Raw genomic sequence first — 18,560 nt, forward strand, 5'->3', positions numbered from 1 at the left:
TGCCCGGCCAACCCGAGGGGGCAGGCCGGGCCGCAGGCTCACATCGCCGCCAACTGCGTCAGCGCGGCCTGCAGGCGGGCGATGTCGTCCTCCAGCGCGGCCAGCTTGCCCGTGGTCTCCTCGATCACCTCAGCATCGGCATTCTCGACGAACTTGGGGTTCGACAGGCGCTTGGACAGGCCGTCGGCATCCTTGCGCAGCTTGGCCTCCGCCTTCTGCAGCCGCGCGGTCTCCGCCGCCACGTCGATCACGTCGCCGATGGGCAGCGCGAAGCTCGCCCCCTGCACCGACACCGCGATCATCCCCTTGCCCGCCACGCCATCGACGGGCGCGTTGACGCGGGCCAGCCGCTCGATCAGAGGGCCGTTGGCGGCCAGCGCCGCGCGGGCCGCGGCGTCCGCCTCGGTCACGACCAGGTCCAGCTTGGCGCCCGCCGGCACGCCCATCTGGGCGCGGGCGGACCGCACGCCTTCGATCAGCGCGATGACCCAGTTCATCTGCCGGTCAGCCTCTGCGTCGATCAGGCCCGCGCCCAGTTCCGGCCAGTCGCCATGGACCAGCATGCGGTCGCGGTCCCCGGTCAGCGCCCACAGCTCCTCGGTGACGAAGGGCATGATCGGGTGCAGCATGGCAAAGCACTGGTCCAGCACCCAGCCCATCGTGGCCCGCGTCTCCTCGGCATGCCCGCCGTCGAACAGCGGCTTGGCGAATTCCACGTACCAGTCGCAGACCTTGCCCCAGACAAAGGCGTAAAGCCCCGTCGCCGCATCGTTGAAGCGATAGGCGGCCAGCGCCTCGTCGACAGCCATCAGGATGCGCGCCGTCTCTCCGATGATCCAGCGGTTCACGGTATGGCTGGGCTGCGGACGCACCCCGCCGCCGCGCACGCCGTTCATTTCCGCGAAACGGGTGGCGTTCCAGATCTTGGTGACGAAGTTGCGGTTCACCTCGACATGCTTCGGCCCCAGCTTGGGGTCGCGACCCATCGCCGCCATGCTGGTCAGCGTGAAGCGCAGCGCATCCGCGCCATAGGCGTCCACCAGCGTTAGCGGGTCGATGACATTGCCCTTGGACTTGGACATCTTGGCGCCCTTCTCGTCGCGCACCAGCCCGTGGACATAGACGGTCCTGAACGGCACATCGCCCACGACCTCCAGCTGCATCATCATCATCCGGGCGACCCAGAAGAAGATGATGTCGAAGCCCGTGACCAGCACGTCGGTCGGGAAATACTTCTTCAGCTCCTCGGTCGGCTCGGGCCAGCCAAGCGTCCCGATGGGCCACAGGCCCGAACTGAACCAAGTGTCCAGCACGTCCGGGTCGCGATGCAGTGTCTTGCCGGGCGCCATGGCCTGCGCTTCTGCCTCGGAGGGGGCACAGTACTGGTTGCCCTCAGCGTCGTACCAGACCGGGATCTGGTGGCCCCACCACAGCTGGCGGCTGATGGTCCAAGGCTCGATGTTTTCCAGCCAGTTGAAATAGACCTTCTTGTGCTGCTCGGGCAGGATCTCGGTTCGGCCCGACCGCACGGCCTCCAGCGCGGGTTCGACGATGCGCTTGGTGTCCACGAACCACTGGTCGGTCAGCATCGGCTCGATCACGACGCCGGACCGGTCGCCAAAGGGCTGCATGATCGGCTTGGCGTCGATCACGGGACGGCGTTCCAGATGCTCGGCGCCGGTTTCGGGCTCGATCTCGCGGTGCACGTAGGTGACGGCTAGGCCCTCGGCAGTGATCGCATCGATCACGCGCTTGCGGGCGTCGAACCGGTCCAGACCGCGCAGGTCGTCGGGCACCAGGTTCACGGCGGCGACGTCGCCCACATCCTCGCCCGCGGCGGCGCGGGAGGCGATGGCGGCGCTGTCGGCATAGGACAGCCCGTCGGCGCGCATCGCGCCCTTGCCGTCCATCAGCGCATAGAGCGGGATGCCGTTGCGCATCGCCACGCCATAGTCGTTGAAATCATGCGCGCCGGTGATCTTGACCGCGCCGGACCCGAAATCGGGGTCGGGGTATTCGTCGGTGATGATCGGGATCAGGCGGCGGTGTTCCTTGGGGCCGACCGGGATCTCGACCAGCTTGCCGACGATGGGGGCATAGCGCGCGTCTGACGGATGCACGGCAACCGCGCCGTCGCCCAGCATGGTCTCGGGGCGGGTCGTGGCGATGCTGATGTAATCGCGCGTCTCGCGCAGGGTCACGCGGCCGTCTTCGTCGCGTTCCACGTATTCATAGGTCTCGCCACCGGCCAGCGGGTACTTGAAGTGCCACATGTGGCCCGGAACCTCGCGGTTCTCGACCTCCAGGTCGCTGATCGCGGTCTCGAAATGCGGGTCCCAGTTCACCAGCCGCTTGCCGCGATAGATGATGCCCTTGTTGTAGAGATCCACGAAGACCCGGATCACCGCGTCATGGAAATTGCCCTCCTCGCCCGCGGGCGCGCCGGGGGCCCCGGACATGGTGAAGGCATTGCGGCTCCAGTCTGCGCTGGCGCCAAGGCGCTTCAGCTGGTTTATGATCGTGTCGCCGGATTCCCGCTTCCAGTCCCAGATCTTGGCGGTGAAGGCGTCGCGCCCGATCTCGCGCCGGCCGGGTTCGCCCCGTTCGGCCATGCGGCGTTCGACGACCATCTGGGTGGCGATGCCCGCATGGTCCTGACCCGGCTGCCACAGCGTGTCAAAGCCCCGCATCCGGTGCCAGCGGACCAGGATGTCCTGCAGCGTGTTGTTCAGCGCGTGGCCGATATGCAGGCTGCCGGTGACGTTGGGGGGCGGGATCATCACGGTGAAGGTTTCCGACCGCCGGGCATTGGCCCCGGCGGCAAACGCGTTCCGGCGTTCCCATTCGGCCGCGATCCGGGCCTCGGCATCCGCCGCATCAAAGCTTTTGTCCATCGTCATCGCATCACCCCATCTGTTGCAGCGGGATTAGCGAATGCGGGGCCAAAGGCCAAGCCCGTCGGCACCGGGCATGTCATCCGTGGCGGTTCGCGGCCGGGCCCGTCAGCGCAGGTCCACGATGGGGGCAAAGCCGCCCCAGAACATGCGCGCGCCGTCAAAGGGCATGTCGGCCATGTCGGGGTGGTCCTCGGTCATCATCGCGGCCCATGCGGCATCCGCGGTGGCACGGTCGGGCCATTCGATCCAGGACAGCACCGGGACCTCGTCGCCGGTGGCCTCGGTCGCGCGATAGAAGTCGGTGCGCTTGCCGTGGGGCACGTCCTCGCCCCAGCATTCGACCAGGCGCAGCGCGCCGTGACGCTTGAACGCCGGCCAGGCCCTGGTCGCGTGATCGGCATATTCGTCGCGCTTGTCCGCGGGCACGGCCAGCACGAAGCCGGAATAATAGCTCATCGCATCCTCCCTTGCGTCGGTGGGCACAGTGTCCGCCCGCAGGGGATTCGAGGCAACAGGCGTCGCGCCTAGACGGCGCGATCCAGCTTGGTCGCCAGGTGGATCAGGCTTTCGGACGACCGCACGCCCTCGATCCCGCCGATGCGGTCCAGCGTCTCGTCCAGCTCGGTCGTCGAGGATGTGGCCAGCTGCAGCAGCAGGTCGACCCGGCCGCTGGTGGTGTGCACACGCTCGACCTGGGGCAGGGACTTGAGCCGCGACAGCACGCCGGGCTGGGCACGGGGCTCGATGCCCAGCAGGACGGTGGCGCGGATGCGGGCCCCGCGCGCGGCCTCTCCCAGGCGCAGCGTGTATCCGGCGATGGCACCGGTGCTCTCCAGCCGCTCCAGCCGGGCCTGCACGGTCGAGCGCGCGACGCGCAGGCGGCGGGCCAGCACCGCCACCGACATGCGCGCGTCGCCCGACAGCTGCGCCAGAATGTTGCGATCCAGATCGTCCAAAGCCGCGCCTGCCTGCCTGTTTCGTCAAAATGACATGAACTGCGTCATAATAACCGGGATGACATGCGATTCTAGCCTTTTCATCGGTGAAATCGGAACTCAAAAGCGCCATTCCGGGTTGCAGGACCGCAACCCATCATCCAGCCTCGTGCGAAAGGAACCGCAATGGGACAACAGAAGACCGTCTGGGAAAATCCGGCCGAGGTCATCCGACATCTGGCCCCGGAACATCCGGTCATGGTCTTCGCGCCGACAGTCTTGCAGGACCGTGCGCGGCAATTCATCGACGGCTTTCCGGGGCTGGTGACCTATGCGGTCAAGTCCAACCCCGACGAGGCCGTGATCCAGAACCTTGTCGCCGCCGGCATCCGCGGTTTCGACGTGGCCTCGCCCTTCGAGATCGACCTGATCGGCCGCATGGCGCCGCATGCTGCGCGCCATTACCACAATCCCGTCCGCGCAAGGTCCGAGATCGCGCACGGCGTGTCCCAGAACATCCGCGCCTGGTCCGTGGACAGCCGGTCCGAACTGGACAAGCTGTTCGATCAGGTGCCGACCCAGGTCGACGGCAAGGGGGTCGAGATATCGCCCCGCTTCAAGCTGCCGGTGCTGGGCGCGGCCTATGACTTCGGCTCCAAGTTCGGTGCATCGCCCGAACTGGCGGCCGAGCTGCTGGCAGAGGTCGCGCGCCGTGGATACGTCCCGTCGCTGACCTTCCATCCGGGCACGCAATGCACCGACCCGATCGCATGGGAAAGCTATATCCGCGTATCCAAGGACATCTGCGACATGGCGGGCGTGCGCGCGGTGCGCCTGAACGTGGGCGGCGGTTTCCCCTCGCACCGCGTCGTGGGCGTCGAGCCCGACCTGACCTCGATCTTCCAGGAGATCGCCGACACCGTGACCGAGATGTTCGGCGCCGACGCGCCCGACCTGGTCTGCGAACCGGGCCGCGGCATCGTGGCCGACGCCTATGCGCTGATCACCCGGGTCAAGGGCGTGCGCGACGGCGGTCACGTGTTCCTGAACGACGGCGTCTATGGCGGCCTGGCCGAGCTGCCGATCATCGGCAACATCGACCGCATCGAGGTCCTGACCCCCAAGGGCACCCCGCGCGAGGGCGAGGCCGGCGGCCGCGTCATCTTTGGCCCGACCTGCGATTCGGTCGACCGCCTGCCGGGCGAACTGGCGCTGCCCGACACGATCCAGGAAGGCGATTTCGTGATCTTCCACGGCGCGGGCGCCTATTCGACGGTCACGAACACGCGATTCAACGGTTTCGGCGCGATGACCAACGCGACCGTGATGCGGCTGTCGTAACGGTTTGCTCATGCCCCCATGCTAGGCTTGGGGGCATGAGCGTGACCAGACCACCCACCATCCATGTTGTGCTGATGGACGGCACCTTCGCGTCGCTGGCCGATGGCAGGCGCAGTTCCATCGGCCGCATCCACCGCCTGCTGACGGGCCAGCTGGGCGCCCTGCCGCCCGGACGCATCCGTGTCCATTACGGCATGGGACAGCAATGGACCCGCTGGCGCACGCTGCCCGACCTGGTCATGGGCCGCATCCTGGAAACCCGCATCACCGATGCCTATGGCTGGCTGGCCAGCGGCTATCGCCCCGGCGACCGGATCTTCATGATGGGCTATTCCCGCGGGGCCTTCGCGATCCGCAGCTTGGCGGGGATGATCAGTCGCGTGGGCCTGCTGCAGGCGCAGGCGGCGACCGAACGCCACATCCGGCTGGCCTGGCGCTATTACCACCAGGGGGGCACGCCGCAGGCGATGGCCGCCTTCCGGCGCAGGCGCTGTCATGCGCAGGCGCCGATCCGCATGGTCGGTTGTTTTGACACGGTGATGGCCCTGGGCCTGCGGCTGCCGGTGCTGTGGATGCTGACAGAGCCGCGGTTCCGCTTTCACGACGCGCATCTGGGGCAGGGAATCGAGCACGGGTTCCAGGCCCTGGCCCTGGATGAGACCCGCGCCGCCTTTGCGCCGCTGCTGTGGGACGATGCCCATGCGGCGGGCCGGATCGAACAGATGTGGTTTCGCGGCGCGCATCCCGACATCGGCGGACAGCTGTCCGGGTTCGAGATGTCGCGGCCCTTGGCGAACATCCCGCTGGTCTGGATGCTGGATCGGGCCGAACAGGTCGGCCTGCCGTTGCCGCCTGGATGGCGGGGGCTGTTTCCGGGAGATGCCGCGGCGCCGTCGATCGGGTCGTGGCGCAACTGGGGCAAGGCGTTCCTGGCGCGCACGCCCCGCCTTGCCGGCCGCTACATGACCGAGGCGCTGCATCCGACGGTGCCAAGACCCGTTGCCGGCCCGGCCCGCCTGACCGGACACCTGACTGCGCACCGCCCGCCGCGTCGCAGATCGCCCGCCACCATCGCCGCGCGCTGGCGCCGCCCGCCCGTCGATCCGGCCTAAGGGGTGGTCAGGCCACGGCCTCCAGCCCGGCCTTGGGGCGCACACCCAGGGCGGCGCAGACGTCGCGGGTCAGTTCGGGACGGTTCAGCGTATAGAAATGCAGCTGGTCCACGCCGCCCGCGATCAGCTTTTCGCACAGGTCCACCGACAGGTCGGTCGCAAGCGCACGCTGTGCGTCGGGGCCGTCCAGGGCCGCAAGCTGGAACGCCTCCTCGGCCCAGTCCGGGACGGTGGTGTTGCAGGTCGCGGCGAACCGCTTGGTCCCGGCCCAGCTTTGGACCGGCAGCAGGCCGGGGATGATCGGCGCGTCGATGCCGGCCGCGACGCATTTGTCGCGAAAGCGGAAAAAGGTTTCGGGTTCGAAGAAGAACTGCGTGATGGCGCTGGTGGCCCCGGCCTCGATCTTGCGCTTCAGCCAGGTCACGTCGGCATCGCCATCGGCGCTGTCCGGGTGCGGTTCGGGATAGGCACCGCAGCGGATCGTCATGTCGCCGCGCGCGGCGATCGCCTCGATCAGTTCGACCGAGTTGGCGAAGCCGTCGTCATGCGGGGTGAAGCGGTCGGCCCCCTTGGGCGCATCGCCGCGCAGCGCCACGATCTGGGTGATCCCGGCATCGGCATAGGACTGCACGATCTCCATCGTCTCGGCGCGGGTGGCCTCGACGCAGGTCAGATGCGCCGCCACCTGCAACCCGAACTGGCGGTTGATCGTGGTCACGGCCTCATGGGTCAGCTTGCGGGTCGTGCCGCCGGCGCCATAGGTGACCGACACGAAATCGGGGGCCAGCGGGGCCAGCACCTTGGCGGTCTCCCACAGCTTGAACGAGGCTTCCAGCGTCTTGGGCGGGAAGAACTCAAAGCTGACGTTCGGCGTGGTCATGGCGAATCCCTTCGTGTTGGCGGCTCTTGTGCCATGGGGCACGGCGTGAAACAAATTCATAATCTTCAACATCAACGTGAGGGCGTTTCATCATGCATCTGGAACTGCGCCATCTGCGCACCGTGCATGCGATCCACGAACAGGGCGGCCTGGCCCGCGCCGCCGAGGTGCTGAACATCACGCAGAGCGCGCTGTCCCACCAGGTCAAGGCGCTGGAGGAACAGTCGGGTGCCCAGCTGTTCGTGCGTCGCGCCAAGCCCATGCGCCTGTCCGCCGCGGGCATGCGCCTGCTGCGCCTGGCCGAACAGGTCCTGCCCCTGGTCGAGGCGACCGAGGCAGAGTTCAAGGGCGTCGAGGCCGGGCGCATCGGCCGACTGCACATCGCGATGGAATGCCATGCCTGCTTTGACTGGCTGCTGCCGGTGCTGGACATCTTTCGCCGCGCCTGGCCCGACGTGGACGTGGACATCCGCCAGCGCCTGGCCTTTGGCGCGCTGCCCGCGCTGGTGCGCGAGGAGGTGGACCTGGTGATCTCCTCGGACCCCGAGGATCTGGCGGGCGTCACCTTTCAGCCGCTGTTCGACTATGCGCCGACCCTGGTCGTGCCGGCGGGCCATCCGCTGGCGGCCAAGGGCCATGCCGATCCCGCCGATCTGGCCGCCGAGACGCTGATCACCTATCCCATGGACCGCGCACGGCTGGACGTCTTCAGCCAGTTCCTGACGCCCGCGAACATCGAACCCGCGCGCCAGCGCACGGTCGAACTGACCGCGGTGGCGCTGATGCTGGTGGCATCGGGGCGGGGCGTCGCGGTCATGCCGGACTGGGTCCTGCGGCGCGAGGCCGCGAACCCGGAACTGGTGCTGCTGCCGCTGGGGCCGCAGGGGATCCGCCGCCGTCTGTACGCGGCGGTTCGGTCGGACGACCTGTCGCAGCCCTACATGGCGCATGTGCTGCGCCTATCGCGCACCGAACCCCTGCGGATGCTGCGCGGCCCGTCCAGCTAGGCCGGTGCGTGATGCTTGGCTTTCCGCCGCGTCTGCCCTATGACGCGGCCAACCCCAATTCCCGGAGCACCCGATGGCAAGCGCCAATCTGAACGTGATGATCAAGGCCGCCCGCAAGGCGGGTCGCGCCCTCGTCAAGGACTTCCGCGAGGTCGAGAACCTTCAGGTCAGCGTCAAGGGCGCCGGCGATTTCGTCACCCGCGCCGACCGCGAGGCCGAACGCCTGATCAAGGAAGAGCTGATGACCGCCCGCCCCAGCTATGGCTGGCTGGGCGAGGAGACCGGCAAGACCGAGGGCGACGACCCCACCCGTCGCTGGATCGTGGACCCGCTGGACGGGACGACGAACTTCCTGCACGGCCTGCCGCATTGGGCCGTCTCCATCGCGCTGGAGCACAAGAAGGAGATCGTCGCCGCGGTCATCTTCGACGCCGCCAAGGACGAGATGTTCGTGGCCGAAAAGGGCACCGGCGCCTATATGAACGACCAGCGCCTGCGCGTGTCGGGCCGCACCAAGCTGTCCGAATCGGTGTTCTCGACCGGGATCCCGCATGCCGGGACCGGCCCGCTGCCCGCGATGATCCAGGATCTGGCCCAGCTGATGCCCGTCTGTGCGGGCGTGCGCGGTTTCGGGTCCGCGGCGCTGAACCTCGCCTATGTCGCCGGCGGCCGATTCGACGGCTATTGGGAACGCGGCACGAAATCCTGGGACGTGGCCGCGGGCATCCTGATGGTGCGCGAGGCCGGCGGCTTCGTCCACGGCATCCGCGAGGGCGACGATCCGCTGGAATCGGGTCGCCTCATCGCGGCGAACCCCACCCTGCTGGACCCCTTCGCCAAGATCATCCGCGCCCGCGACTAGGCTGCAACAGGTCAGGGTTGCAGACCGTGCAACCCTGACCCTCGCTTGACCTTGCGGAATGGCGGGCGCAACAGGGGACAACCCTGAAGGCGCCCGCTTATGTCCGACGACCGACCGACCCAGCCCTATGCCGCATCCGCCGCCGTCGCGGCGCCGCCACCGGTTCCGCCGCAGGGGCAGGCCCCCATGCGCGACCGCACCGGTCTTGCCATCGCCATGATGTGCGCGGTCAGCCTGATCTTCGCCTTCCAGGACGTGTTCTCTCGCATCCTGGGCGGGGGCTATCCGCCGGTGCTGATCGTGATGATCCGGTACTGGGTCTTTGCGCTGTTCGTGATCGCGTTGGTCGCGCGCCAGCCGGGCGGGTTGAAACGCGCCATCCGCACGAAACGCCCCCTGACCCAGATCGCCCGCGGCGTGATCCTGGCGCTGGAGGTGCTGATCATGGTCGAGGCCTTCGTCCGTCTGGGCCTGATCGAGACCCATGCGGTCTTTTCCGTCTATCCGCTGCTGGTCGCGGCCCTGTCCGGGCCGGTCCTGGGCGAGGCGGTCGGCTGGCGGCGCTGGACCGCCATTGCGGTGGGCTTTGCCGGGATCATCGTGATCCTGAACCCCGGCGGCGGGGTCATCAGCATGGCGGCGCTGCTGCCCTTTGCGGCCGCGCTGATGTTCGCGCTGTACGGCCTGCTGACGCGGCATGTGTCGCGCGACGATCCGGCGATGGTCAGCTTTTTCTGGACCGGGGTGTCAGGGGCGGTGGCCATGACGCTGGTGGGCATCTGGGACTGGCAGTGGCTGGCGCCGATGGACTGGGTCTGGATGGCCTGCCTGTGCGTCTGCGGCATGACCTCGCATTACCTTATGATCCGCAGCTATGAGCTGGCCGAGGCGTCGGCCCTGCAGCCCTTCGGCTATACGCAGCTGGTCTGGGTCAGCATCCTGGGGGTGGTCCTGTTCAACGAGTCGCTGCGCGCCAACGTCGTGATCGGGGCCGCGATCGTCGTCGCGGCCAGCCTGTTCACTCTGTGGCGACAGCGGATGCGGTCGCGCTGAACCAGCCTTCGGGCAGGCGCGGACCGATGAAGGGTTTGGGCCGCGGCTTGGCCGACAGGGCCAGCGTCAGCCGCGCCGGCGGGGGCGGCACCGCACCGCCGCCCGACAGGTCCCACCGGGTGACGACCGGCGCGGGCGTGCCATGGATGCGCGCACGATAGATCGGCAGCGCCTCGGCCACGCGCATGACGTAATTGCGCGTCTCGTCGAAGGGGATCAGCTCGACCCAGTCCACGGGATCGGCATCGCGGCGCAGGTCGCCGAAATCGTTCAGCCAACGCGCGGACCGCCCCGGCCCGGCATTGTAGCCCGCCGCGATCAGCGCCACGGACGGGCCGAACCGGTCGGCCAGGTCGATCAGGTATTGCGACCCGATCCGCGCGTTGTAGCTGGCATCGCTGGACAGCCGCGCCAGGTCATAGGGCATGCCGATCTGGCGCGTGACCTGTTCGGCGGTGCCGGGCATCACCTGCATCAGCCCCTGCGCGCCGACGGGGCTGGAGGCCGTGTGGTTGAATTCGGATTCCTGCCGCGCGATGGCCATGACCAGTTCCGGCGGCGGACCCAGATCCTCGCGCTCCAGCCCGGTCAGGGGGAAATGCGCGACGGGCCAGATCACGCCCTGGTTCGCCGACTGCTTGGCCAGGCGCAGCCCGTGCCAGGGGGTCCCGGCCTCGTACATCAGGCGCGACATGCGGGCGATGTCGTCGGGGGCCGCGGTTTCCGCCAAGTGCAGCAGAAAGCGCTGCGCATCGTCGCGCCGTCCGCTGGCAACCAGCCACAGGCCTGCGCGAAAGATCGGATTCTCGCGCAGCGCACTGCCGCGCCAGTCGGGCAGGGTGTCGATGGCCGCGTCGGCCACGGCGTAATCGGCGGGCAGGCTGCGGCCGACCTTCTCCATCGCCAACTGACCGTAATAGGTACCGGGCAGGTCGGCCGCCGCACCAAAGGCCGTGCGTGCGGCGGCATCGTCGCCCAGGGCCTCATGCGCGCGACCCTGCCAGTAGAAGGCGCGCGACTTGCTGATCGCGGCGCCGACGACGGTTTCCAGATGGTCGAAATGCGTCAGCGCGCGGGCCGCATCGCCGGCCTTCAACGCGGCAAAGCCCGCCAGCCATTCCAGGTCGGCGTAATGGCGGTTGTCGGGCGTCAGAAAATGCGGCGTGGCCAAGCGCAGCGCGCGGTCCCAGTCGCCGTTCCGCATGGCCAGCCGCGTGTAATCCACCCGCATCGACGCCCATCGCGCCGGAATGCGCAGCGCCTCCGCGCTGGTCGAGGATTCCAGCAGCAGGGCCTGGGCGCCCTCATGCTGCTTTGCGCCCACGCGCCAGTCGAAGCGGTCCATCGCCAGGCCGGGGTCGGCGCGCAGGTCGGCAGGCAGCGCCAGGATCAGGTCGTCGACGCCGGCACGGCCCGCCTGCACGGCGATCCGGGCGCGGGGCAGGGGGCGGTCGGCCTCGGGCAGGCGGGGCAGCAGGCGTTCGGCCTGTGCCCATTCCCCCGCATCCAGCATCGCGGTGATGCGCGCGGGGATCAGCGGCAGCAGTTCGGGAAAGGCGGCCAGCAGGGCGGCCTCGTCCTCGGCCGGCAGGGGTTGCGTGGTGAAGAAGGCCTGGCGGGTCCGGGCGGCATCGGCGTCGGGCAGGATCGCGGTCAGCGCGTTCAGGCCGGCCCGCGTGGTGGGGCTGCGGCCGTCGAACCACAGGCGGATGTCGTCGGGATCGGCGCCGGGGCGCAGCCGCGCCTCTCCGCGCTGGATCAGCAGGTCGAGGCCGGGCCAGTCGGGATGGTTGCGCAGAAAGCCCGCGTAATCGGCGAAATCGCCGTGGCCTGCGCGCAGGGCGTGCCAGCCGACCAGCGCCTCGCCCAAGGGGCCTGCGGCGCGGGCGGCGTCGCGTGCGGTCACCCAGTCCTGAACCTGGGTCGCGGCCAGGGCCAGCGCCATCGCGCCCGGATCCTCGGCCCGTGCGGGCAGGGCCAGGGACAGGGCCAGAAGGCCCACCATCGTCATGTCACGCAGAAGTCGCATCACCACCCTGTGTCACCGTCAAACGCCCCGCGTGCAATTCACAACCTTGGCAAGTTCGCGGCCCTTGGTTAGGGATGGCCGCGCAATTGCCTGCTTTCACCAAGGATCATCATGGAGCGTGTCATGTTCAAAGGGTCGATGCCAGCCCTGGTCACGCCGTTCACCCCGGACGGCGAGCTGGATCTGGACACGCTGAAGAAGCTGGTCGAATGGCATGTCGAACAGGGCAGCCACGCCATCGTGCCCGTGGGCACCACCGGCGAAAGCCCCACCCTGACCCATGACGAGCATCGCACCGTCATCGAGGAGGTGGTGCGTGCGGTGAACGGTCGCATCCCGGTCATCGCGGGCGCCGGGTCGAACTCCACGCGCGAGGGCATCGGCCTCTTGCAGCACGCGGCCAGCGTGGGCGCGGATGCGGGTCTGGTCGTCACGCCCTATTACAACAAGCCGACACAGGCGGGGCTGATCGCGCATTACACCGCGCTGACGGATGCCTGCGACCTGCCGATCATTATCTACAACATCCCCGGGCGGTCGGTTGTCGACATGATGCCCGAGACGATGGGCGTCCTGGCGAAGATCCCGTCGATCATCGGGGTCAAGGACGCGACCGGCAAGCTGGAGCGCGTCAGCTGCCAGCGCATGACCTGCGGGGCGGATTTCATCCAGCTGTCCGGAGAGGATGCGACGGCCCTGGGCTTCAACGCGCATGGCGGGGTGGGCTGCATCAGCGTGACCGCGAACGTCGCCCCGCGCCTGTGCGCGCAGTTCCAGGAGGCCACGCTGCGCGGCGATTACGCGGCGGCGCTGGAGATCCAGGACCGGCTGATGCCGCTGCATCTGGCGATCTTCGTCGAACCGGGGCTGGTGGGCGCGAAATACGCGATGTCGCGCCTGGGCCTGTGCCACGAGCGGGTGCGCCTGCCGCTGACGCCGCTGACCGAACCGACGCGCCATCTGATCGACGCGGCGCTGGAGCATGCGGGCCTGATCTGAGTGCGTCCCGCGACGGCGGGGGGCCAGCCCCCCGCACCCCCCGGTGTCGCGCGGTGCCGGTGTCTTAGCTTAGACCCAGGCCGGCCCGCATCATCATCCGGCGCACGGGTGCGATTCCGTACAACCCGCCCAGAGCCGCGGCGCGCAGGTCGCGCAGCGGGCGCAGCTGCGCCTGGCTGGCGCGATTCAGGGCGTCGATGGCCAGGATGCGTGCATAGGCGTCCGGGCGGCGCGTGCGGTTGTAGCGGGCAAGGCTGTCGGCGCTGCCCGGGTCGGCGCGGCTGAGCTCCAGCAGCGCCGAGAGGTCGGCCAGGCTCATGTTCAGGCCCTGCGCGCCGATGGGGGGCAGGGCATGCGCGGCCTCGGCGATCAGCGCGGTGCGGGGGCCGGCGAAGCGGTCGGCGATCTGGCTGACGATCGGCCAGGCGGTCAGGGGGGTCGCCTGGCGCAGGTGCCCCAGCACACCGGCGGAGCGGTCGTTCAGCGCGGCTTCGAAGTCTGGGGCGGGCAGGGCCAGCAGCGCGTCGATGGCGGCGGCGTCGTCCATCCAGACCACGGCCGAACCGGGCTGTCCTTCGCGGTCGGGCAGAGGGACCAGCGTGAAGGGCCCGCCGGAGCGGTGCACCTCGGTCGAGACGTTGTGGTGGGGCTGTTCATGCGTCACGGCAAAGGCCAGCGCCTTTTGCCCATAGCGCCAGGTGCGCGTGCCGATGCCCAAGGCGCGACGGACCGCGGAATCGCGGCCGTCCGCGCCGATCAGCAGGCGGGCGCGCAGGCGGCGGCCGTCGGTCAGGGTCACGACCGCGCCTTCGGATCGGGGCAGGACCGTCGCCGTGCCAATGCCGTGGATCACCCGGACCGAGGGTAGGGCCTGGATGCGCGCCATCAGCTCGCGCCGCATCAGCCAGTTGGGCAGGTTCCAGCCAAAGGGCTGGTCGCCGATCTCGGCCGCGTCGAAGTCGCGGGTCAGGCGCGGCGTGGCGGTGGCGCCCCCGGCATCGACGATGCGCATCACCTGCAACGCGGTGGCGTGGCGGGCGAGGTGCTCCCACAGCCCGATGCGTTCGAAAAGCGCGACCGAGGGCATCAGGAAGGCGGTCGAGCGCAAGTCGGCGCCCGCCGCGTCCTCCTCCGTCACCGGGGGGGCGGGATCGACGCAGAGGACCGAGAACCCCTGGGCCCCGAAGGCGCAGGCGGCGATCAGACCGGCCAGCCCGCCGCCCGAGATCAGGATGTCGATGTCGTCGATGCGCGTGTCGGTCATGGCAGGCCCCTTCGGTTCCGGGTCAGACTGCCCCGCCGCGCGGGCGGGGGAAAGGGGCGGCGCTGTCGCAGTCAGACCAGCGCGCGCAGAAAGCCGGTCAGGTCATGGGTGCGGTGCTGAACATGCGGGCCGACCCCGCCGGTCAGCGCGTCGGGCCCGTGGCGACCGTCGCCCACCAGCACGGTGCGCATGCCCAGGTCGTGCGGGACGATCAGGTTGCGCGGGTCATCCTCGAAGAACGCGGCCCGCGTGGGATCAATGCCGGACGCGGCCAGGATCGGCGCATAGGCGCGCGGGTCGGGCTTGGGGTGAAAGCCCGCCTCCTCGATGCCATAGACGGCGTCGAACAGGTCCTCGGGCAGTGCGCGGGCGGCCAGCACGCGGCGGGCATAACCCGCGTCGCCATTGGTGTGGATGATCCGCCGCCCCGGCAGGGCCGCGATGGCCGCGGCCAGGTCCGGGTCGGGGGTCAGCACGGAAAAGTCGATGTCGTGCACGTCGGCCAGATAGGCCGCGGGATCGACCTGATGTTCGGCCATCAGCCCGGCCAGCGTGGTGCCGTGCAGCCGCCAGTAATCCGCGCGCAGGCGGTTCGCATGATCCTGCGGCACGTCCAGCGCGCGCATCATCCAGGCGGTCATCCGCACCTCGATCTGCGCGAAAAGCTGCGCCTCGGGCGGGTAGAGAGTGTTGTCCAGATCGAAGATCCAGGCGGTGACATGCGAAAAATCCATGGCAGAGGCATAGCTTGCGCGCTGGCCGCTTGCAATTCGGCGCGCGCGGGCCAATCGTTCGCGGATGAAAGACGCCTATTCCCTGATCCTGACCGCCATCGAAGGCGGCACATACCGCCCCGGCGACCGGCTGGTCGAATCCGAGCTGGCCGAGCGGTTCGGCGTCAGCCGCACCCCTGTGCGCGAGGCGCTGCAGCGGCTGGAGACCCAGGCCATGCTGGTGCGCGACGGGCGCAGCCTGATCGTCGCATCGCTGGACCACAACCAGTTGGCCGAGCTGTACACCGTGCGGGCCGAGCTGGAGGCGCTGGCCGCCCGCCTGGCTGCCCGCCACGCGACGCCCGAGGAGGTGCGCGTGCTGGCCCAGATGGTAGAGGAGGACCGCCGCACTAAGGGCGACCCCGAGGCGCTGGCGCGGGCCAACAAACGCTTCCACCGTCAGATCCACCTGGCATCGCACAACCGCTATCTGGTGCAGCAGCTGGACCTGGTGCACCGGACCATGGCGCTGATGGCGCGGACGTCGCTGGCCGCCGAGGGGCGGGGCGAGACCGCGCTGGCCGAACATGCCCGCATCGTCGAGGCGATCGCGGCAGGGGACGGGGCGGCGGCGGACCGTGCGCTTCGCCAGCATATCTCGATGGCGTGGGAGACGCGGCTGAAGCTGGAGGCGCAGGCGGGTGGCTGAGCCGCGCCTGATCCTGACCCAGGCCGACATCGACGAAGGGGCCGCGCATCTGACGGCCGTCTGCCCGGTCTGGGCGCGGGTGCTGCCCCAGCTGGGCCCGCTGCCACTGCGCCGCCAGCCGGACGGGTTCGCGGCGATGGCGCAGGCCATCGTGGGCCAGCAGGTCTCGGTCGCGGCGGCGGCGGCGATCTGGGGGCGGCTGCAGGCAGCGGGGCTGGACCGGGAGGCGACCCTGCGCGAGGCCGATGACGACAGCCTGCGTGCCGCGGGGCTGTCGCGTCCCAAGGCGCGCTATCTGAGGGGGATCGCCGCGGCGGGGCTGGATTGGGAAGGCTTGCGCGATCTGCCCGATGATGAGGCCATGACCCGGCTGGTGGCCCTGCCGGGCATCGGGGTCTGGACGGCCGAGATCTATCTGAAATTCGCACTGGGCCGCAGGGACGTCTTCGCGGCGGGCGACCTGGCACTGCAGGAGGCGGCGCGCGGCATGTATGGCTTGCCCGAACGCCCCGGTGCCGCGGCATTGCGTGCGCTGGCCGAGCCTTGGGCGCCGTGGCGCGCGGTTGCGGCGCGGGGGCTCTGGGCCTATTACCGCTGGGCCAAAGGACGCGAGGGAATATCATGACCGAACCGCTGCAATCCGCCCGCCGGGGCCCCGAGAAGGCCGGATCGGTCGTCGTCTTCCTGCACGGCTATGGCGCCGACGGGACAGACCTTCTAGGCCTGTCCGAGCCTCTGGCGCCGCATCTGCCCACGACGGCCTTCTATGCGCCCGACGCGCCCGAGCCGTCGCGCAACAATCCGATGGGGTTCCAGTGGTTCCCGATTCCCTGGCTGGACGGATCGTCCGAGGTCGACGCCCGCATCAGCATGGGCCAGTCGGTGACCGCGCTGAACGAATTCCTGGACACCGTGCTGGCCGCCGAGGAACTGACCCCCGACCGGATGGTGCTGGTGGGCTTTTCCCAAGGCACGATGATGGCGCTGCACGTGGCCCCGCGCCGCGACGTGGCCGTGGCGGGGGTCGTCGGATTTTCGGGCCGCCTGCTGACCCCCGAGGTCCTGGCGGAGGAGGCGCGGGTCAAGCCGCCGGTCCTGCTGATCCATGGCGACCAGGACGAGGTGGTGCCCTTCGACGACATGTCCCTTGCCGGCCAGACCCTGCAGGAGGCGGGATTCACCGTCTATGGCCACGTGATGCAGGGGACCGGGCACGGCATCTCTCCGGACGGGTTGTCGGTCGCGCTGGCCTTTTTGAAGGAGCATCTGCCCGACTGATCGCGGGGTCGTCACGCTGCTGTCATCCTGGGCGTCTATGGGATGGTCCGTCGGGAATAGATGCGGGGGCTTGCCAGATCACCGCCGCCAGATATAGTCGACGCAACGGATCTGACGGGCGCCCCGGTCAACCCCACGGGGCAGACGGGAAGGCGCTATGCTGGACGACCATCTTCATTCCGATTTCCGAACGCAGTTCGTGCGCGAGCCGGCCAACCTGCGCCATTTCCCGGCGCTGGTCCTGAATGCCGATTACCGGCCGCTGTCCTATTATCCGCTGTCGCTGTGGCCGTGGCAGGAGGCGATCAAGGCGGTGTTCCTGGACAGGGTGACCATCATCGCCGAATACGACCACGAGGTGCGAAGCCAGCGACAGGCGTTCCGCATCCCCTCGGTGGTGGTGCTGAAGGATTTCGTCCGACCCCAGAAGCGCGTGGCATTCACGCGCTTCAATCTTTTTCTGCGGGACGAATTCTGCTGCCAGTATTGCGGGGCCAAGGGCGATCTGACCTTCGATCATGTCGTGCCGCGGTCGCGCGGCGGGATCACCAGCTGGGAGAACGTGGTCGCGGCCTGTTCGCCCTGCAACCTGAAGAAGGCCAACCGCAGCCTGCGCCACTCCGGCATGCAGCTGCGCAAGCCCGCGCGCCGACCGTCAGCGGACGAGATGCATGCGATCGGGCGGCGCTTTCCGCCGAACCATCTGCACGACAGCTGGATGGATTTCCTGTACTGGGACGCCGAACTGGATAGCTGAGCGATCAGCCGTCGTGATCGTGGCGGTCGCGGTTGTTCAGATGCACCAGCACCGCACCGCTGAGCGCCAGCAGCAGGAAGGCGATCGGGGGAACGCCCGCCGACAGCCCTGCCCACAGCGTCACCGCGGCGGCCAGGATCGTCACGGCGATCAACGCGAGGAAATGGGTCAGCGGCATGGGACACTCCTTCTCCTGACATCCAATATGGGCCGCATGGGTCGGGTTGGGAAGGCCATGCGGAGAATGCGCGACGTTTTGACGGGGACGGGGCGGGATCGCGCCGAGATCCGGCGTCTTGACCGGGGGAATCAGGCGTCCTAGATGGGGCGGCAGAGGACGACCTCCCCCTGACGGGCTGACACTTCCGGGACGGCCCGGCTCATTCGGAGGGTTCAGCCATGCCATGGCTTCTTCTGTTCACGGCCGGTCTTCTGGAAATCGTCTGGGCGACGGCGATGAAATATTCGGCCGGGTTCACCCGCCCCATCCCCACCATCGTGATGGTCGTCGGCATGATCGCGTCGTTCTGGCTGCTGGCGACGGCGATGCGGTCGCTGCCCCTGGGGACGGCCTACATGGTTTGGACGGGCATCGGCGCGGTGGGCAGCTTTGTCGTGGGTGTGGTGTTTCTGGCAGAGCCCGTCACCGCGATGCGCATGGCGGCGGCGGGGATGATCGTCGCAGGCATCGTCACGATGAAGCTGGCCTCCTGACAGGCCCCAG

19 protein-coding genes are annotated in these 18,560 nt (G+C 68.8%); 11 read left to right on the forward strand and 8 right to left on the reverse strand.

Annotated features, from left to right (window positions below):
* Nucleotides 1-38: 38 nt before the first annotated feature.
* The 3 genes from TW83_RS01910 to TW83_RS01920 all read right to left on the reverse strand — a co-directional run bounded on the left by TW83_RS01910 (nucleotide 39) and on the right by TW83_RS01920 (nucleotide 3,853).
* Complete coding sequence (locus TW83_RS01910) at nucleotides 39-2,900, reverse strand: valine--tRNA ligase (protein ID WP_045981085.1); 2,862 nt, start codon at nucleotides 2,898-2,900, stop codon at nucleotides 39-41.
* A 102-nt stretch (nucleotides 2,901-3,002) separates the two neighbouring features.
* Nucleotides 3,003-3,353 (reverse strand): DUF1428 family protein, encoded by a 351-nt coding sequence (locus TW83_RS01915; protein ID WP_045981086.1) that lies wholly within the window; start codon nucleotides 3,351-3,353, stop codon nucleotides 3,003-3,005.
* Nucleotides 3,354-3,421: 68 nt separating this feature from the next.
* Nucleotides 3,422-3,853, reverse strand: a complete 432-nt coding sequence (locus TW83_RS01920; RefSeq protein ID WP_045981087.1) for an Lrp/AsnC family transcriptional regulator — start codon at nucleotides 3,851-3,853, stop codon at nucleotides 3,422-3,424.
* 165 nt (nucleotides 3,854-4,018) lie between these two features.
* Here TW83_RS01920 and TW83_RS01925 point away from each other — a divergent pair, with 165 nt between their 5' ends.
* Both TW83_RS01925 and TW83_RS01930 read left to right on the forward strand, forming a co-directional pair.
* Nucleotides 4,019-5,173, forward strand: a complete 1,155-nt coding sequence (locus TW83_RS01925; RefSeq protein WP_045981088.1) for a type III PLP-dependent enzyme — start codon at nucleotides 4,019-4,021, stop codon at nucleotides 5,171-5,173.
* A gap of 35 nt (nucleotides 5,174-5,208) precedes the next feature.
* Nucleotides 5,209-6,285 carry a DUF2235 domain-containing protein gene (locus tag TW83_RS01930; RefSeq protein WP_084697203.1) on the forward strand — a complete coding sequence of 359 codons (1,077 nt, stop codon included), beginning with the start codon at nucleotides 5,209-5,211 and terminating at the stop codon, nucleotides 6,283-6,285.
* 7 nt (nucleotides 6,286-6,292) lie between these two features.
* Here the strand turns inward: TW83_RS01930 and metF are convergent, their stop codons facing one another.
* Entirely contained in the window at nucleotides 6,293-7,165 is an 873-nt protein-coding gene (metF, locus tag TW83_RS01935; protein WP_045981089.1) for a methylenetetrahydrofolate reductase [NAD(P)H], read from the reverse strand.
* A gap of 92 nt (nucleotides 7,166-7,257) precedes the next feature.
* Between metF and TW83_RS01940 the strand changes: the two genes are divergently transcribed.
* The 3 genes from TW83_RS01940 (at nucleotide 7,258) to TW83_RS01950 (ending at nucleotide 10,087) form a co-directional block, all read left to right on the forward strand.
* The gene (locus TW83_RS01940; RefSeq protein WP_045981090.1) at nucleotides 7,258-8,172 is read left to right on the forward strand and encodes a LysR family transcriptional regulator; all 915 of its coding nucleotides are present in this window, start codon (nucleotides 7,258-7,260) and stop codon (nucleotides 8,170-8,172) included.
* 73 nt (nucleotides 8,173-8,245) lie between these two features.
* Complete coding sequence (locus TW83_RS01945) at nucleotides 8,246-9,034, forward strand: inositol monophosphatase family protein (protein ID WP_045981091.1); 789 nt, start codon at nucleotides 8,246-8,248, stop codon at nucleotides 9,032-9,034.
* A gap of 99 nt (nucleotides 9,035-9,133) precedes the next feature.
* On the forward strand, nucleotides 9,134-10,087 hold the full coding sequence (locus TW83_RS01950) for a DMT family transporter (RefSeq protein ID WP_084697205.1): 954 nt from the start codon (nucleotides 9,134-9,136) through the stop codon (nucleotides 10,085-10,087).
* On the opposite strand, the gene TW83_RS01955 is transcribed toward TW83_RS01950, so the two are convergent.
* Entirely contained in the window at nucleotides 10,053-12,116 is a 2,064-nt protein-coding gene (locus tag TW83_RS01955) for a lytic transglycosylase domain-containing protein (protein WP_052714578.1), read from the reverse strand. The genes TW83_RS01950 and TW83_RS01955 overlap by 35 nt on opposite strands.
* Before the next feature lie 123 nt (nucleotides 12,117-12,239).
* On the opposite strand from TW83_RS01955, the gene dapA reads away from it, so the two are divergent.
* Nucleotides 12,240-13,115 (forward strand): 4-hydroxy-tetrahydrodipicolinate synthase, encoded by an 876-nt coding sequence (gene dapA / locus TW83_RS01960; protein WP_045981115.1) that lies wholly within the window; start codon nucleotides 12,240-12,242, stop codon nucleotides 13,113-13,115.
* Between the two features lie 64 nt (nucleotides 13,116-13,179).
* Here dapA and TW83_RS01965 read toward each other — a convergent pair whose 3' ends face one another.
* On the reverse strand, nucleotides 13,180-14,379 hold the full coding sequence (locus TW83_RS01965) for a UbiH/UbiF family hydroxylase (RefSeq protein WP_045981092.1): 1,200 nt from the start codon (nucleotides 14,377-14,379) through the stop codon (nucleotides 13,180-13,182).
* 71 nt (nucleotides 14,380-14,450) lie between these two features.
* Nucleotides 14,451-15,113 (reverse strand): pyrimidine 5'-nucleotidase, encoded by a 663-nt coding sequence (locus tag TW83_RS01970; RefSeq protein ID WP_045981093.1) that lies wholly within the window; start codon nucleotides 15,111-15,113, stop codon nucleotides 14,451-14,453.
* 64 nt (nucleotides 15,114-15,177) lie between these two features.
* Here TW83_RS01970 and TW83_RS01975 point away from each other — a divergent pair, with 64 nt between their 5' ends.
* The 4 genes from TW83_RS01975 (at nucleotide 15,178) to TW83_RS01990 (ending at nucleotide 17,836) form a co-directional block, all read left to right on the forward strand.
* Nucleotides 15,178-15,801 carry a GntR family transcriptional regulator gene (locus TW83_RS01975; protein WP_045981094.1) on the forward strand — a complete coding sequence of 208 codons (624 nt, stop codon included), beginning with the start codon at nucleotides 15,178-15,180 and terminating at the stop codon, nucleotides 15,799-15,801.
* Complete coding sequence (locus TW83_RS01980) at nucleotides 15,794-16,426, forward strand: DNA-3-methyladenine glycosylase (RefSeq protein ID WP_045981095.1); 633 nt, start codon at nucleotides 15,794-15,796, stop codon at nucleotides 16,424-16,426. Before TW83_RS01975 ends, TW83_RS01980 begins: the two co-directional genes overlap by 8 nt.
* Complete coding sequence (locus tag TW83_RS01985; protein WP_045981096.1) at nucleotides 16,423-17,079, forward strand: alpha/beta fold hydrolase; 657 nt, start codon at nucleotides 16,423-16,425, stop codon at nucleotides 17,077-17,079. Before TW83_RS01980 ends, TW83_RS01985 begins: the two co-directional genes overlap by 4 nt.
* 157 nt (nucleotides 17,080-17,236) lie before the next feature.
* Complete coding sequence (locus tag TW83_RS01990) at nucleotides 17,237-17,836, forward strand: HNH endonuclease (RefSeq protein ID WP_045981097.1); 600 nt, start codon at nucleotides 17,237-17,239, stop codon at nucleotides 17,834-17,836.
* Between the two features lie 4 nt (nucleotides 17,837-17,840).
* Here TW83_RS01990 and TW83_RS21765 read toward each other — a convergent pair whose 3' ends face one another.
* Nucleotides 17,841-18,014, reverse strand: coding sequence for a hypothetical protein (locus tag TW83_RS21765; protein WP_164871395.1), 174 nt, complete (start codon nucleotides 18,012-18,014; stop codon nucleotides 17,841-17,843).
* Nucleotides 18,015-18,235: 221 nt separating this feature from the next.
* Between TW83_RS21765 and TW83_RS01995 the strand changes: the two genes are divergently transcribed.
* Nucleotides 18,236-18,550, forward strand: coding sequence for a multidrug efflux SMR transporter (locus tag TW83_RS01995; protein ID WP_045981098.1), 315 nt, complete (start codon nucleotides 18,236-18,238; stop codon nucleotides 18,548-18,550).
* Nucleotides 18,551-18,560 lie beyond the last annotated feature (10 nt).

Origin of the sequence: Paracoccus sp. S4493, from assembly GCF_000967735.1 — a bacterium.
Taxonomy (GTDB): Bacteria; Pseudomonadota; Alphaproteobacteria; order Rhodobacterales; family Rhodobacteraceae; genus Paracoccus; species Paracoccus marcusii.

Excerpts from the sequence above, each read along its gene's own strand:
- TW83_RS01910 (WP_045981085.1), bottom strand. The coding sequence starts at position 2,900 with ATGACGATGGACAAAAGCTTTGATGCGGCGGATGCCGAGGCCCGGATC.
- TW83_RS01915 (WP_045981086.1), bottom strand. The coding sequence starts at position 3,353 with ATGAGCTATTATTCCGGCTTCGTGCTGGCCGTGCCCGCGGACAAGCGC.
- TW83_RS01925 (WP_045981088.1), top strand. The coding sequence starts at position 4,019 with ATGGGACAACAGAAGACCGTCTGGGAAAATCCGGCCGAGGTCATCCGA.
- TW83_RS01930 (WP_084697203.1), top strand. The coding sequence starts at position 5,209 with ATGAGCGTGACCAGACCACCCACCATCCATGTTGTGCTGATGGACGGC.
- metF (WP_045981089.1), bottom strand. The coding sequence starts at position 7,165 with ATGACCACGCCGAACGTCAGCTTTGAGTTCTTCCCGCCCAAGACGCTG.
- TW83_RS01940 (WP_045981090.1), top strand. The coding sequence starts at position 7,258 with ATGCATCTGGAACTGCGCCATCTGCGCACCGTGCATGCGATCCACGAA.
- TW83_RS01945 (WP_045981091.1), top strand. The coding sequence starts at position 8,246 with ATGGCAAGCGCCAATCTGAACGTGATGATCAAGGCCGCCCGCAAGGCG.
- TW83_RS01950 (WP_084697205.1), top strand. The coding sequence starts at position 9,134 with ATGTCCGACGACCGACCGACCCAGCCCTATGCCGCATCCGCCGCCGTC.
- TW83_RS01955 (WP_052714578.1), bottom strand. The coding sequence starts at position 12,116 with ATGCGACTTCTGCGTGACATGACGATGGTGGGCCTTCTGGCCCTGTCC.
- dapA (WP_045981115.1), top strand. The coding sequence starts at position 12,240 with ATGTTCAAAGGGTCGATGCCAGCCCTGGTCACGCCGTTCACCCCGGAC.
- TW83_RS01965 (WP_045981092.1), bottom strand. The coding sequence starts at position 14,379 with ATGACCGACACGCGCATCGACGACATCGACATCCTGATCTCGGGCGGC.
- TW83_RS01970 (WP_045981093.1), bottom strand. The coding sequence starts at position 15,113 with ATGGATTTTTCGCATGTCACCGCCTGGATCTTCGATCTGGACAACACT.
- TW83_RS01975 (WP_045981094.1), top strand. The coding sequence starts at position 15,178 with ATGAAAGACGCCTATTCCCTGATCCTGACCGCCATCGAAGGCGGCACA.
- TW83_RS01985 (WP_045981096.1), top strand. The coding sequence starts at position 16,423 with ATGACCGAACCGCTGCAATCCGCCCGCCGGGGCCCCGAGAAGGCCGGA.
- TW83_RS01990 (WP_045981097.1), top strand. The coding sequence starts at position 17,237 with ATGCTGGACGACCATCTTCATTCCGATTTCCGAACGCAGTTCGTGCGC.
- TW83_RS21765 (WP_164871395.1), bottom strand. The coding sequence starts at position 18,014 with ATGCCGCTGACCCATTTCCTCGCGTTGATCGCCGTGACGATCCTGGCC.
- TW83_RS01995 (WP_045981098.1), top strand. The coding sequence starts at position 18,236 with ATGCCATGGCTTCTTCTGTTCACGGCCGGTCTTCTGGAAATCGTCTGG.